The organism is Williamsia sp. R60 (assembly GCF_054063855.1).
The window spans coordinates 661,305-673,683 of the sequence record NZ_JBSSGR010000001.1; the positions used below are offsets into that span (position 1 = coordinate 661,305).

Here is a 12,379-nt window from a genome sequence, read left to right on the forward strand (position 1 = left end):
CTCCTTATGCTGGTGCCGCGATGGCTTTGAGTTCCAGGTATTCTTCGAATCCGGCAACGCCCATCTCGCGCCCGATGCCGGATTGCTTGTAGCCGCCGAACGGCACGTCGGCGCCGTACCAGATACCGCCGTTGATGCTCATCGTCCCGGTGCGGACACCGTCGACAACGTGCTGGATGCGTTCGGGGTCGGTGCCCCACACAGCGCCGGACAGGCCGTAGGGGGAATCGTTGGCGATGTTGATCGCGTCGTCGTCGCCGTCGTGGGGGATGATCACGAGCACGGGGCCGAAGATCTCTTCTTGCGCAACACGTGCGGAATTCTCCACCCCCGAGATCAGGGTGGGCTCGATGTAGTAGCCCTTCTCCTTGTTCGCGGGCCTGCCGCCACCGATCTCGATGGTGCCGCCCTCCTCGCGCGCCAGCTTCAAATAGCCCTCGACACGGTCTCGCTGCGTCGCGGAGATGACCGGACCACAGATGGTTCCGGCATCGGTGGGATCTCCGGCAGGTAGTCCCGCCATCGAATCACGGGTCAGCGCAATGGCTTCGTCGTACTTCTCGCGGGGAACCAGCAGTCGCGTGGTCAAAGCGCAACCCTGGCCCGCATGGGTGACCACGGAGAAGCCGGCCATGGAGCAGGCCGATGCGAGGTCTGCGTCGTCGAGCACGATGAACGCCGACTTGCCGCCGAGTTCGAGGAAGACGCGCTTGAGGCTGTCGGCAGCTGCCGCCATCACCTTCTTGCCGGTCGCCGTGGAGCCGGTGAACGAGACGATGTCGACGCGGGGATCGCTCGAAAGTACCGCTCCCACAGAGTGATCGCTCGAGGTGACGATGTTGATCACGCCGGCCGGGATGTCGGTTTCCTCGGCGATGACCTTGCCGACCAGTGCCGCGCACCAAGGGGTGTCGGGGGCGGGTTTGAGGACCACCGTGCAACCGGCGGCCAGCGCGGGGCCGATCTTCGCGAAGTTGATCTGGTGCGGGAAGTTCCACGGCGTGATGGCGCCGACAACTCCGGCGGCCTCACGCTGTACGCGCCGCTGGGTCTTGATGCCCATCGGTTTGGCCCGACCGAGGTCACTTTCCCATTCGTAGCTCTCGGCGAGGTCGGCCAGCCAGCCGAGATCGTTGATCGGGCCCTCGAGCTGCGGGCCTGAGGTCAAGAAGTGGGGGGCACCCACCTCGGCAATGGTGATCTCGCGGAGCTCTTCGACGTGGCCCTGCAAGGCGTCCCGGAGTTGGCGCAGGCACTTCGCCCGGAAGGCGTGGTCGTGGCGCCAGCTGGTGGTGTCGAATGCCGTGCGCGCGGCGGCGATTGCGGCCTCCATGTCGGCCACGGTGCCGTCGGCGGCCTGCCCGATCACCTCCTCGGTGGCCGGGTTGATGATGTCGAAAGTGCCACCGGAACCGGGTACGAGCTTCCCGTCGATGAGCAGCTCAGAGCTGGTTTCTGGCTTCAGCGCCATTGCTGGTCGCCTCCTTCTGGACACGTGTCTGGACTCGAGTATGAACCTAGTGTAATGTCAGCGTCCATGTCCAGTCCGGTTTCTTTCGAATCCACTCGCCGGCGGCTGACGACCGCTCAGGCGGAGACCGTCAACCGGCTGACCGCCGCGGCGGTGGAGGTGTTGCGGGAAGTCGGATACGACGCCTTGACCGTGCGATCTGTGGCCAAGCGCGCAGGCGTCGCACCGGCCACGGCCTACACGTACTTCAGCTCCAAGGGGCATGTGGTGGCCGAGCTCTTCTGGCGCCGGCTGGCCGAGGGAATCGCCGACCCCGACCCCTCGTTGCCCAGAACCGAACGGGTTGTCACCCAATTGCGTTCGGTGGCATTGGCTGTCGAGGACGACACCCATCTGGCCCGTGCGGTGACGGCATCACTGCTGGGCTCGGACCCGGATGTCGAGCACCTCCGGTTGCGGATCGGCGTCCTGATCCGGCAACGACTGGCCACCGCCCTCGGCGGCGACCCCGAGGCCCCTGAGAACGAGGCGCTGCTCGAGGCGCTCGAAATGCTGTACTCCGGCGCGCTCGTGCGTGCCGGCATGGGATACGAAACCTATTCCGCCATCGCCGACCGGCTCGACGCGGCGGCACGACTACTGCTGGAGAACCGATGACCACAGGTATGCAGACCCGGGTCCCGTTCGACCCCTACGACTACAACTTCCACGAAGACCCCTATCCCACGTATGCCCGCCTGCGCGCCGAGGCGCCGGTCTACCACAACGCGGACATGGACTTCTGGGCGTTCGCCAAGCACGAGGACGTACGCAACGGGTTCCGCGACGCAGTCCGGTTGTCCAACAGCTGGGGTGTGTCGATGGACCCGGCCGCCTACGGCCCCGATGCGCACAAGTCGATGTCGTTCCTTGCCCTCGACGACCCGAAGCACATGCGTATCCGCAAACTGGTCTCCAAGGGCTTCACGCCCAAGCGGGTCGCGGAGCTGGGTGACCGGATCGCCGAACTGACCCAACAACACTGGAGTCGCTGCCTGGAGATGGGGGAGTTCGACTACGTCACCGAGTTCGCCGGTCTGCTGCCCATGGATGTGGTGTCGGAGTTGCTCGACGTGCCGGTGGCCGACCGCGCCCACCTGCGTACCCAGTCCGACCTGCTGATCCACCGCGAAGAGGGCGTGTTCGACGTTCCCGAGGCCGCGGTGCTCGCCTACTTCGAGCTGACCCGCTACTACACCGAGCTGCTCGTCGAGCGCCGCAAGAAGCCGGGTACCGACCTTGTGTCCGCGCTGCTCGACGCAGAGGTCCTCGACGACGAGACCGGTGAGAAGACCAGGCTCACCGAGGACGAGATCATCGGGTTCATGATCCTGATGATCGTCGCAGGCAACGAGACCACCACGAAACTGCTTGCGAATGCGGTGTATTGGGGATGGCGGTTCCCCGATCAGCTCGCGATACCGATGGCCGATCCCGAGGCCGTGCCCCAGTGGACCGAAGAGACCCTGCGGTACGACAACTCCACCCAGATCGTCGTCCGCCGGGTCATGGAGGACGTCGAGTACGGCGGCTACACCATCCCAGCCGGTCAGCGTGTGCTCTTGCTCCTGGGCTCGGCGAACCGCGACGAGGACGTGTTCGAGAACCCCGACAACTACGACATCACCAGGGACAGCTCGCAGGCCCTGACCAGCTTCGGCCTCGGCACCCACTTCTGCCTCGGCGCACACCTCGCGCGGCTGGAAGCCAATGTCGCACTGGGACAGATCGTCAAGTCGATCGACCAGATCGACATCGACATCGAGAACGCCGCCCGGGTGCACTCGGTCAACGTCCGCGGGTTCGCAGCCCTGCCCATGAAAGTGAAGGTGCGCTGATGCCACGGTTCCCCGGACACCCAGAACGCAGGCCGGTGGTCGTCGCCGGTGCCTCGTCCGGCATCGGCGCAGCAACCGCCGTCATGCTCGGTGCGGCCGGCTATCCGGTGGCACTGGGCGCCCGGCGGGTGCAGAAGTCACAGGAGTTCGCCGACCAGATCAACGAAGCGGGTGGCGAGGCGATCGCCCTGCCGCTCGACATCACCGATGCCGACTCGATCGACGAGTTCGTCACCAAGGCCGAAGCCCAGCTCGGTCCCATCGAGGTGGCCGTGTCCGGTGCCGGCGACCTGGAACCGGGACGCTCGTTCGAGGTGTCCACCGACGACTTCGCCGCGCAGGTGAACATCCACCTGTTCGGCGCACAACGTCTGTACCGCAGGCTGATTCCCGAGATGATCGGTCGCCGGCGTGGTGATTTTGTGTTCATCAGCTCCGATGTGGTGGTGTCGCCGCGTCCGCAGATGGGCGCCTACGTGGCCGCCAAATGCGGTGTCGAAGGACTCGCCGAAGTCGCCAGGATGGAACTCGAGGGCACGGGTGTGCGCGCCAGTCTCGTTCGTCCCGGCCAGGTGATGACCGGCATGGGGATGAACTTCTCGCCCGAGGTCGCCGAATCGGTGCTCAACGACTGGATTCCGTGGGGCCTGGCCCGGCACGGGAACTTCCTCAAACCCGTCCATCTGGCCACCGCGGTCACAACCATCGTTTCAATGCCTCGGGGTGCACACATGCGCCTGGTCGAGGTCGAGGCCGAAGCCCCGGTCGCTCGTACTGAAGGAGACAGCAAATGACACTGACCAAGCCCAAGCGCGTATCCGGTGGCGACGGTGAGCACGGCCATCTCGACGAGTTGTCCACCGATCCCATCGGCCTGTTCAAGAGGGTCCGTGAAGAATGCGGCGACGTCGGGATCTTCCAGCTCGCCGACCGCGAGGTCGCGCTGGTCTCGGGCGCCGCGGCCAACGAGGCCTTCTTCCGTGCATCGGAAGAGGACCTGGACCAGGCAGCCGCCTACCCCTTCATGACGCCGATCTTCGGTGAGGGTGTGGTGTTCGACGCCAGCCCCGAGCGGCGATCGGAGATGCTCCACAACCAGGCGCTCAAGGGCGCTCACATGAAGAACCATGCCGTGACCATCCCGCTCGAGGTCGAGCGCATGATCGCCGATTGGGGCGATTCGGGTGAGATCGATCTGCTCGAGTTCTTCGCCGAGTTGACCATCTACACGTCGTCGACCTGCCTGGTGGGCAAGAAGTTCCGCGAACAGCTCGACGGCAGGTTCGCGCATCTCTACCACGATCTGGAAAAGGGCACCGACCCGATCGCGTACGTGGACGCCCATGCCGACATCGAGAGTTTCCGCAAGCGTGACGCCGCCCGCGAGGGACTGGTCGCGCTGGTCCAGGAAATAATGGACACCCGCATCGCCGAGCCGGACGAGAGCGACGACAAGGACCTGCTCGACGTCCTGGTCTCGATCCGCGACGAGGAGGGAAACCTCCGTTTCACCGCGGACACCATCACCGGGATCTTCATCTCGATGATGTTCGCCGGACACCACACCACATCCGGCACCGCTGCCTGGACGCTGATCGAACTGCTGCGCCACCCCGACTACATGAAGCAGGTCACCGACGAGCTCGACGAGATCTACTCAGGTGGTGCCGAATACAGCTTCGGTGCGATGCGTCAGATCCCCAAGCTGGAGTCGGCGCTCAAAGAAGCCCTGCGGTTGCACCCTCCGCTGATCGTGTTGATGCGCGTGGTCCAGAACGAGTTCATCGTCGAGGACTTCGAGATCACCGCGGGCCAGACCATCGCCGCGTCGCCTGCCATCTCCAACCGGTTGCCGGAAGACTTCCCGAACCCGGACAGCTTCGACCCGGACCGCTACCTCGAACCCCGTCAGGAAGATCTCGCCAACCGGTGGACGTGGATTCCCTTCGGTGCGGGCAGGCACCGTTGCGTCGGCGCGCAGTTCGCCATCATGCAGCTCAAGGCGATCTTCTCCGTGCTGCTGCAGAACTATGAGTTCGAGATGAGCCAGCCGTCCGAGTCGTACAAGAACGATCACTCGAAAATGGTTGTGCAGCTGGCCCAGCCGTGCAAGGTGAAGTACCGCAAGCGCGCTCGCTGAAGACGGGAGCAGCCGATGAGAATCGAAGTCGACCTGGATCTGTGCCAGGGACACGCAATGTGCGAGATGGAAGCGCCGGAGATCTTCGAAGCTGAACGCGAATCGGTGAATCTCCTTGACCCGCAACCGGATGACAGTCATTTGGAGGACGTGAAGCGCGCTGTGCGTTACTGTCCCACTCAGGCCCTCAAGATCATTGAAGAATGAAAGTTGGTTATTTCCATGGTATTTGATCGCGCTGAGCTCGACGAGATGGTCGAGCGCTGGCTGCAGGGGAACGTCGACTGCGAGAAAGCCGGCGACTGGCGTCCACTTGCGGAGTTCTACACCGAAGACGCCACATACGGCTGGAATTATGGCGCCAAGCATGACTTCATGGCGGTCGGTCGAGATGAGATCCGTGACTACGCGATCGGCTACGAGATGGACGGTCTCGACGGGTGGACCTACCCCTACCAGACGTGGGTGATCGATGAGAAGACCGGCGACATGCTCGGACTGTGGAAGCAGATCTTCGAGGCCACCCGCCCGGATGGTTCGCACTATGGGCTGGAAGGGATTCAGGGCAGCTGGTTCAAGTACGCCGGCGATTACAAGTGGGGCTGGCAGCGGGACTTCTTCGACTACGGCAACGTCACCGCACTGTTCATGGAGATGATGACCGACGGCGTGATGAGCAAGGGAATGCAGGGCCGCATCGACCGGGTCATCAACGCCAAGGAGTTGCTGCCAGGGTGGTACCCCCTCGGCAAGACTCCAGTTCCGATGTGGTGACCGGCAGATGTCATACGCGGACCTGAGTCGCGCCCAGCTGGCCAAGCTGGTGCCAGAACTACTGCTGTCCGGCCAATTGATCGACCGGTCCGGAATGGCGCACTGCATAGCGGCTTTCGGCCGCGAGACCATGGCACAGATTGCGATCGAGGAGTGGATGGCCGCGAGCCCGGTCTACACCGGGCGGATGCGAACCGCTCTGCAGATCGACGGTGACGGCGTGGCGGACATGTTCAAATGCCTGCAACTCGACATCGGCGCACCACCGCAGTTCATGGACTTCCGCTACACGATCTTCGACAAGTATCACGGCGAGTTCGTCCTCAACCACTGCGGCGCGTTGATGGACGTGGAGCCGATGGGCGACGACTACGTGACCTCGATGTGCCACGACATCGAAGACCCCACCTTCGACGCCACCGCGATCGCCACCAACCGGCGGGCACGGATTCGCCCGATCCACCGGCCACCTCGCCGTCCGGCCGATCAGCACCCGCACTGCGCGTGGACGGTCACCATCGAGCCGGACCGCGAAGAGCTACCGCTGCCTCCCGAATCCATCGAGATGTCGAAAACACAGGCCGCGAAGATCGAACTGTCGCCGATCGACCCGGAAAGCGAGGGCCACGGCGACTACATCGGGCCGGTCTGGGAAGACCTGCGTTTCGAGGACTGGTCCCACTCGGCCCTGGTGCGTATCGCCGAAGAGGTTGCACTGCAACACCATCTGCTGGCGTTGGGCTTCTTGATGTCGGTGCGGGGCAAGACCGACGAAGACAAGGCAGCCGAGATCTTCCGCAAGCAGTTGACGGGAATATCCGGTCTGACGGCCGATCGGTTGCGTAAATGCCTTGGCCTCGGACAGGGCGCCGAGGATCTGGCCGCGGTACTGCGGGTACATCCGATCCTCGGTCCTGATCAGTACGCGGGCACCGAGGTGTCGGTGCACGGCACGGGGGAGTCCGCCATCGTCCGGCTGCGTATCCCTGCCGATTCCAGTGCGGTCGCCGACGGCGGTTGGCTGGCACACATCGATCCAGACCATCTCGAACCGGTCCTGGCGATGGCCACCGGTGTCGATCTCACCTGGTCGGCGGTGACCGGTTACCGCGACGGTGGCGACGTGGTGGTCGAGATCGCACATGCCGAAGCCATCAAGGAACTCGGCGAGGTCGCAATCGCGCGATTCAGCGGCGGATCGACCTTTGAGTTCGCCGATCGAGGTATCCCGCTGTCGATCACGCCGGTCAACTCGGGCGCCTGACCTCCGTGGCCGAACAGCATCTCTCCGGCAAGTGCGTGGTGATCGCCGGTTCGAGCCGGGGAATCGGTCGCGCCGTGGCCGAACGCCTTGTCGCCGAGGGTGCATCGGTGGTGATCAACGGACGCGACGGTGACGTGGCCTCCCGCGTCGCCGCCGATCTGAGGGACCGCGGCGGTGTCGCTGTGGCGGTTGCCGGTTCGGCGGCCGGTGACGGCGTCGCCGAAGCATTGATCGCGGCATCGATCGACGGGTTCGGCCGCTTGGATGCGGTGATCAACTGCGCCGGGATCGCCGAACCAGAACAGTCGTCGATCCTCACCATGTCGACTGCCGACTTCCGCGCGCAGCTCGACGCCCACCTGCTGACCACTTTCGAGTTGGCTCGGGTGGCGGCGCCGGTCCTGTCCCGGCAGGGTCACGGGTCGATCGTGGCCACGGGCTCGGCGGCTGCGGCCGGCAACTTCGGTGGCACCGGATATCCGGCGGCCAAAGGCGGCGTCAATGGTCTGGCGCTGGCGCTGGCCGCGGACCTGAAGCCGCACGGCGTCCGGGTCAACGTCATCTGTCCCGGTGGGAGAACCCGATTGTCGACCGGTGCCGGCTACGAAGCGCACATCAGGGGTCTCTTCGAGCGCGGACTGCTCGACGAGTTCACCCGTGACGCCGCGCTCGATCCGGCACCGCCGGATTACGTGGCCCCGCTGTACGCCTACCTGGTGAGTGATCTGGCGTCCGAGGTCACCGGCCAGATATTCAGTGCGGCAGGAGGATTCATCGGCCGATACCCGGCTTTCGAGCCTGCTTTCGTGGCGTATCGCGGACACCAGGACGAACCGCCCTACACATTACCGGAGTTGCATCGACTCGTTCCTGACTGATCTGCGTGGGCAACGGTCGCTGTAGGTGTTGGACATGACCGAAACTTCCGTCGAGCGGGCCGAAATTTCCGTCGACCGGGCCGAAACTTCCGTCGAGCGGGCCGATCGGCGCACTTGCCCGCTTACCCGGCGCGGGCTTCAGCCCGGTCGAGAGCCTTTACGGCCCGCTCGATTGGGATTTCGGCCCGCTCGATGGTCACGAGGGCCCGCTCGACGGGAGTTTCGGCCCGCTCGGCGGGTACGAGAGTCCGCTCGGGACCAAAACAAGCAGCAGTGCTTGCTTTAGCTCCCGGGTCGTGTGATGCTGGCCCGGTGAGCATCGTGGCCGAGTTGGTGGCAGACCTGTCCGCCGAGATCGACGTCGTCGACAGCATGGTTGCAGATCTACCCGAATCCGGTTGGTTCGCAAGCACTCCCGCTGCTGGGTGGAGGGTCATCGACCAAGTGGCGCACCTGTCGTGGACCGACGAGCAGGCACGCGTCGCGGCCACCGACCCCGCAGCGTTCGACGACATTCTCAAGACGGCATGGGAGAACCCCACCACGTTTGTCGATGACGGGGCTCGTGAAGAGGCGGCGAAGCCGCCCGCACAACTTCTTGCCGATTGGCGTACGCGCCGACGTGCTCTGATGGACGCGCTCTTGTCCCATCCTCCCGGCGAGAAGCTGCCGTGGTTCGGGCCGCCCATGTCGGCGGCATCGATGGCCACGGCCCGGCTCATGGAAGTGTGGGCTCACGGCCTCGACATCGCCGACGCGCTGGGAATCTCCAACGCACCGACCGCTCGACTGAAGTCGATTGCACACTTGGGGGTCAGAACCCGTGATTTTGCGTATCAGGTGAACCAGATCATTCCTCCCGCCGAGGAATTCCGGTATGAGCTGACGGCTCCCGACGGTTCGGTGTGGACGTGGGGGCCAGAGGGGGCTGCGCAAAAGGTGTCCGGTTCTGCTCTCGACTTCTGCCTTTTGGTGACCCATCGCCGAAACCCGGCGGATGTCGACATCCGCACCGAGGGTGACGATGCGGCCCGGTGGGTGACCATCGCGCAGTGCTTCGCGGGTCCTCCTGGAGGCGGCCGATGAGCGCGGTACGCATCGGCAACGCGTCAGGTTTCTACGGTGACCGCTTCGCCGCGATGCAGGAGATGCTGACCGGCGGTGAACTCGACTACCTGACCGGCGACTACCTTGCCGAGCTGACCATGCTCATCCTCGGACGTGACCGACTCAAGGACTCCACGCTCGGTTACGCGAAAACCTTTCTGCGACAGATGGAGACAAATCTCGGCACGGCGATGGATCGCGGTGTCAAGATCGTCAGCAACGCGGGCGGTGTGAACCCGGCAGGCCTGGCCGAGGCGTTGACCCGGCTGGCCGGCGAACTCGGCCTCTCACCCTCCATCGCCTACGTCGACGGCGACGACCTCACCGCGAGTGCCGCCGACCTCGGGCTGGGCACCCCACTGACAGCAAACGCGTACCTCGGTGGCTTCGGCATCGCCGCCGCCCTGCAAGCCGGCGCCGACATCGTGGTGACCGGTCGCGTCACCGACGCGTCACTGGCCGTGGGTCCCGCCATCGCCCACTTCGGTTGGGAGCCGGACCATCTCGATCAGATCGCCGGTGCCATGGTCGCCGGCCACATCATCGAATGCGGCACCCAGGCGACCGGCGGCAACTATGCGTTCTTCACCGAGATCGCAGACCTGCGTCACCCGGGATTCCCGATCGCCGAGGTCGAGGCCGACGGGTCGTCGGTGATCACCAAACATGCCGGAACGGGCGGAGCGGTCACTGTCGGAACCGTCACGGCTCAGTTGCTGTATGAGGTAGGCGGGCCGCGCTACCTCGGGCCTGATGCAACCACTCGTCTCGACACGATCGAGCTCGAGGATCTCGGCGACGACCGCGTGCGGGTGACCGGTGTGCGAGGTGAGGCACCACCGGACACCCTGAAGGTGTCGCTGAACCACCTGGCCGGATTCCGTAACGAGATCACCATGATCCTCACGGGTCTGGACATCGAGGCGAAGGCCGAACTGGTGCGGGCGCAGTTCGAGTCCGAGTTACATCGCGCACCGGCCGACCTCACCTGGACCCTCACCCGCCTCGATCAAACCGACGCACCGACGCAACAACAGGCGAGTGCAGTGCTCCAGTGCGTCGCCAAGGACGCTGACCCGAAGGTCGTCGGGCGCCAGTTCTCCTCGGCTGCCGTCGAATTGGCGCTGGCCAGTTATCCGGGCTTCACGATGACCGCCCCGCCGGGGGCAGGGTCGCCCTTTGCGGTGTTCGAGCCCGGATATGTACCGGCACACAGCGTTCCTCACCGTGTGCATCTCGCGGACGGAACGACGCTCGACATCGATGCCAGCCCGGTGGCGACGTCGGCTCCGGCTGCCGACACATTGTCGCCGGACGAGCCGGACGAGCCCGCTGATCCCGCCCGCTGGGGCCTCACCCGACGGGCTCCGCTGGGCGACATCGCCGGCGCGCGCAGTGGAGACAAGGGCGGAAGCGCCAATGTCGGTGTGTGGGTGCGCAACCCGGTCCACTTCGAGTGGCTGGTGACAACCCTGACGACCGATCGGTTCACAGCCTTGATCCCCGAAGCCGCCGAACTGACGGTCCATCGCCACGTCTTCCCGAACCTGCTGGCGATGAACTTCGTGATCGAGGGCATCCTCGGTCGCGGTGTCGCGGACAACGTCCGGTTCGACCCTCAGGCCAAAGGCCTGGGGGAATGGCTGAGATCACGACACATCGACATCCCCATCGAATTCGGAGAGCTGACGTGAGAACACTCGAGACCCCAGCGTGGAGAACTGACGAGCGGGCGCAATTGCGCAGTACCGTCAGGGCTTTCGCGCAGCGACACATCTTGCCGCACCAGGACGAGTGGGAGCGCCTCGGCGAGCTGCCGCTGGACCTGCACAAGCAGGCCGCGGAGGTGGGACTCCTCGGATTGGGCTTTCCCGAAGAAGTCGGCGGCTCGGGTGGAGACCTGATCGACGCCACGATCTTGGGCGAGGAACTGCACTATGCGGGTGTGTCCGGTGGAGTGTTCTCGTCGCTGCTCACCTGCGGGATCGCGCTACCGCATCTGATCGCCGCACGAGATGCCGAGCAGATCGAGAAGTGGGTCCGGCCCACGTTGGCCGGAGAGAAGATCGGCAGTCTCGCGATCACCGAACCCGGCGGTGGCAGCGATGTCGGCCACCTGACCACCGCTGCGGTTCGCGACGGCGATCACTACATCGTCAACGGCGCCAAGACCTACATCACCTCAGGTGTACGTGCGGACTTCGTCGTCACCGCGGTACGCACCGGCGGGCCGGGCGCAGGTGGCGTCTCCCTGCTGGTGGTCGAGCGCGGCACCCCCGGCTTCACGGTCACCCGCAAGCTCGACAAGATGGGTTGGCGCGCATCGGATACCGCTGAGCTGTCGTACGTGGACGTCCGCGTACCCGTCACCAACCTCGTCGGTGCGCAGAACTCCGGGTTCGTGCAGATCGCGCAAGCCTTTGTCACCGAACGGGTCGGCCTGGCCGTGCAGGCCTACGCCAGCGCCCAACGGTGTCTCGACCTCACCCTGGAGTGGATCCGTGAGCGGCACACGTTCGGCAAACCGCTGATCGCCCGGCAGTCGGTGCAGGAAACGGTCACCGAGATGGCCCGCAAGATCGACGTGGTCCGCACCTACACCCACGCCATCGTGGACGCCGCGGCCGCCGGCGAGACCGATCTGATCGCCGAGGTCTGTTTCGCGAAGAACAGCGCGGTCGAGGCCGGGGAGTGGGTGGCCGACAAGGCAGTGCAGCTGTTCGGTGGGGCGGGGTACATGACCGGCACCGAGGTCGAACGCCAGTATCGCGACATGCGAATTATCGGTATCGGCGGCGGAACAACCGAAATCCTCACCGGCCTGGCCGGAAAACGATTGGGGTACCACCCGTGAGCGCGCCCGAGATC

Annotated in this window: 12 protein-coding genes; 11 read left to right on the forward strand and 1 reads right to left on the reverse strand. The window is 64.8% G+C overall.

Translation table 11 applies throughout. The features are described from left to right. Positions 1-4: 4 nt before the first annotated feature. On the reverse strand, positions 5-1,471 hold the full coding sequence (locus ACVWY6_RS02885; RefSeq protein WP_457536074.1) for an aldehyde dehydrogenase: 1,467 nt from the start codon (positions 1,469-1,471) through the stop codon (positions 5-7). A 66-nt stretch (positions 1,472-1,537) separates the two neighbouring features. Between ACVWY6_RS02885 and ACVWY6_RS02890 the strand changes: the two genes are divergently transcribed. The 11 genes from ACVWY6_RS02890 (at position 1,538) to ACVWY6_RS02940 (ending at position 12,365) form a co-directional block, all read left to right on the forward strand. After that, entirely contained in the window at positions 1,538-2,128 is a 591-nt protein-coding gene (locus ACVWY6_RS02890) for a TetR/AcrR family transcriptional regulator (RefSeq protein ID WP_030165000.1), read from the forward strand. Continuing rightward, positions 2,125-3,348 carry a cytochrome P450 gene (locus ACVWY6_RS02895; protein WP_023956189.1) on the forward strand — a complete coding sequence of 408 codons (1,224 nt, stop codon included), beginning with the start codon at positions 2,125-2,127 and terminating at the stop codon, positions 3,346-3,348. Before ACVWY6_RS02890 ends, ACVWY6_RS02895 begins: the two co-directional genes overlap by 4 nt. After that, positions 3,348-4,142, forward strand: coding sequence for an SDR family oxidoreductase (locus ACVWY6_RS02900; protein WP_023956187.1), 795 nt, complete (start codon positions 3,348-3,350; stop codon positions 4,140-4,142). The genes ACVWY6_RS02895 and ACVWY6_RS02900 overlap by 1 nt, the downstream gene beginning before the upstream one ends. Continuing rightward, positions 4,139-5,488: a cytochrome P450 gene (locus tag ACVWY6_RS02905; protein WP_099383892.1), complete on the forward strand. Its 1,350-nt coding sequence runs from the start codon at positions 4,139-4,141 to the stop codon at positions 5,486-5,488. Before ACVWY6_RS02900 ends, ACVWY6_RS02905 begins: the two co-directional genes overlap by 4 nt. Positions 5,489-5,503: 15 nt before the next feature. Beyond that, complete coding sequence (locus ACVWY6_RS02910; RefSeq protein ID WP_023956183.1) at positions 5,504-5,695, forward strand: ferredoxin; 192 nt, start codon at positions 5,504-5,506, stop codon at positions 5,693-5,695. A 15-nt stretch (positions 5,696-5,710) separates the two neighbouring features. Continuing rightward, positions 5,711-6,262 (forward strand): nuclear transport factor 2 family protein, encoded by a 552-nt coding sequence (locus ACVWY6_RS02915; RefSeq protein WP_457536078.1) that lies wholly within the window; start codon positions 5,711-5,713, stop codon positions 6,260-6,262. 7 nt (positions 6,263-6,269) lie between these two features. Further along, positions 6,270-7,526 (forward strand): hypothetical protein, encoded by a 1,257-nt coding sequence (locus tag ACVWY6_RS02920; RefSeq protein WP_457536079.1) that lies wholly within the window; start codon positions 6,270-6,272, stop codon positions 7,524-7,526. A gap of 5 nt (positions 7,527-7,531) precedes the next feature. Further along, positions 7,532-8,404 (forward strand): SDR family NAD(P)-dependent oxidoreductase, encoded by an 873-nt coding sequence (locus ACVWY6_RS02925; RefSeq protein WP_457536081.1) that lies wholly within the window; start codon positions 7,532-7,534, stop codon positions 8,402-8,404. 321 nt (positions 8,405-8,725) lie between these two features. Continuing rightward, the gene (locus ACVWY6_RS02930) at positions 8,726-9,490 is read left to right on the forward strand and encodes a TIGR03084 family metal-binding protein (RefSeq protein WP_457536858.1); all 765 of its coding nucleotides are present in this window, start codon (positions 8,726-8,728) and stop codon (positions 9,488-9,490) included. After that, positions 9,487-11,205 carry an acyclic terpene utilization AtuA family protein gene (locus ACVWY6_RS02935; protein WP_457536083.1) on the forward strand — a complete coding sequence of 573 codons (1,719 nt, stop codon included), beginning with the start codon at positions 9,487-9,489 and terminating at the stop codon, positions 11,203-11,205. Before ACVWY6_RS02930 ends, ACVWY6_RS02935 begins: the two co-directional genes overlap by 4 nt. Next, positions 11,202-12,365 (forward strand): acyl-CoA dehydrogenase family protein, encoded by a 1,164-nt coding sequence (locus ACVWY6_RS02940; protein WP_457536085.1) that lies wholly within the window; start codon positions 11,202-11,204, stop codon positions 12,363-12,365. Before ACVWY6_RS02935 ends, ACVWY6_RS02940 begins: the two co-directional genes overlap by 4 nt. Positions 12,366-12,379 lie beyond the last annotated feature (14 nt).

What these genes read in the sequence shown, in the direction of transcription:
- ACVWY6_RS02890 (WP_030165000.1), top strand. Translation starts at nt 1,538, where the DNA reads ATGTCCAGTCCGGTTTCTTTCGAATCCACTCGCCGGCGGCTGACGACC.
- ACVWY6_RS02885 (WP_457536074.1), bottom strand. Translation starts at nt 1,471, where the DNA reads ATGGCGCTGAAGCCAGAAACCAGCTCTGAGCTGCTCATCGACGGGAAG.
- ACVWY6_RS02935 (WP_457536083.1), top strand. Translation starts at nt 9,487, where the DNA reads ATGAGCGCGGTACGCATCGGCAACGCGTCAGGTTTCTACGGTGACCGC.
- ACVWY6_RS02895 (WP_023956189.1), top strand. Translation starts at nt 2,125, where the DNA reads ATGACCACAGGTATGCAGACCCGGGTCCCGTTCGACCCCTACGACTAC.
- ACVWY6_RS02910 (WP_023956183.1), top strand. Translation starts at nt 5,504, where the DNA reads ATGAGAATCGAAGTCGACCTGGATCTGTGCCAGGGACACGCAATGTGC.
- ACVWY6_RS02900 (WP_023956187.1), top strand. Translation starts at nt 3,348, where the DNA reads ATGCCACGGTTCCCCGGACACCCAGAACGCAGGCCGGTGGTCGTCGCC.
- ACVWY6_RS02905 (WP_099383892.1), top strand. Translation starts at nt 4,139, where the DNA reads ATGACACTGACCAAGCCCAAGCGCGTATCCGGTGGCGACGGTGAGCAC.
- ACVWY6_RS02920 (WP_457536079.1), top strand. Translation starts at nt 6,270, where the DNA reads ATGTCATACGCGGACCTGAGTCGCGCCCAGCTGGCCAAGCTGGTGCCA.
- ACVWY6_RS02915 (WP_457536078.1), top strand. Translation starts at nt 5,711, where the DNA reads ATGGTATTTGATCGCGCTGAGCTCGACGAGATGGTCGAGCGCTGGCTG.